This is a genomic window from Bradyrhizobium sp. P2_E8, assembly GCF_056403875.1.
On sequence record NZ_JBFUES010001475.1, the window covers coordinates 1 to 1,283 of the forward strand.

1 protein-coding gene is annotated in these 1,283 nt (G+C 67.8%); it reads left to right on the forward strand.

The genetic code is table 11. The annotated features are described in order from the left end of the window. Positions 1-1,283: RelA/SpoT AH/RIS domain-containing protein (locus AC1D00_RS41550; protein ID WP_477014697.1), on the forward strand; the 1,283-nt coding region annotated here is incomplete at both ends.

Below are 1,283 nucleotides of genomic sequence, written 5' to 3' on the forward strand. Positions count from 1 at the left end.
GTCGTGAACGACGTCGAGGCCTGCTACCGCGCGCTCGGCATCGTCCACACCACCTGGCCGGTCGTGCCGGGGCGTTTCAAGGACTACATCTCGACGCCGAAGCAGAACGACTACCGCTCGATCCACACCACCGTGATCGGTCCGGGCAACCAGCGCGCCGAGCTCCAGATCCGCACCGAGGCGATGGACCAGATCGCCGAGCGCGGAATCGCCGCGCACGTGTTCTACAAGGAAGGCGCGGGCTCGCCGACCGAGTTCCTCAAGCGCGAATCCAACGCGTTCGCCTGGCTGCGCCACACCGTCGGAATCCTCTCGGAGAGTGCCAACCCCGAGGAATTCCTCGAGCACACCAAGCTCGAGCTGTTCCACGACCAGGTGTTCTGCTTCACCCCGAAGGGCAAGCTGATCGCGCTGCCGCGTCATGCCAACGTGATCGACTTCGCCTATGCGGTGCATACCGACGTCGGCAACAGCGCAGTGGGCTGCAAGATCAACGGCAAGTTCTCGCCGCTGTCGTCGGAGTTGCAGAACGGCGACGAGGTCGAGGTGCTGACCTCGGAAGCGCAATCGGCGCCGCCTTCGGCCTGGGAAACGCTCGCGGTCACCGGCAAGGCGCGCGCCGCGATCCGCCGCGCTACGCGCACCGCCGTGCGCGACCAATATGTCGGTCTCGGCCGGCGCATCGTCGAGCGTCTGTTCGAGCGCGCCAAGATCGACTACGCCGACGACAAGCTCAAGGGCGCGCTGCCGCGGCTTGCGCGCACCTCGATCGAGGACGTCATGGCGGCCGTGGGGCGCGGCGAGATCAAGGCCTCCCACGTCGCGCGCGCGATGTATCCCGACTACAAGGAGGAGCGCGTCGCCCGCTACGGCATCAAGAAGGGGCTCGCCGCCAAGCTCAAGGAGAAGGTGGCCTCCGAGCCGCCGCGCAGCCCGGTCGCGATCCCGAKCCGCGGCATCAATTCCGACCTGCCGGTGAAGTTCGCGCCGAACGGCGGCGCGGTGCCCGGCGACCGCATCGTCGGCATCGTCACGCCGGGCGAGGGCATCACCATCTATCCGATCCAGGCGCCGGCGCTGAAGGACTTCGAGGAGGAGCCGGAGCGCTGGCTCGACGTGCGCTGGGACATCGAGGACACCGCGCCGCAGCGCTTCCCGGCCCGCATCAGGGTCGAGAACGTCAACGAGCCCGGCGCGCTCGCGCAGATCGCGACCGTGATCGCCGAGCACGACGGCAACATCGACAACATCAGCATGCAGCGCCGCTCTCCGGACTTCACGGA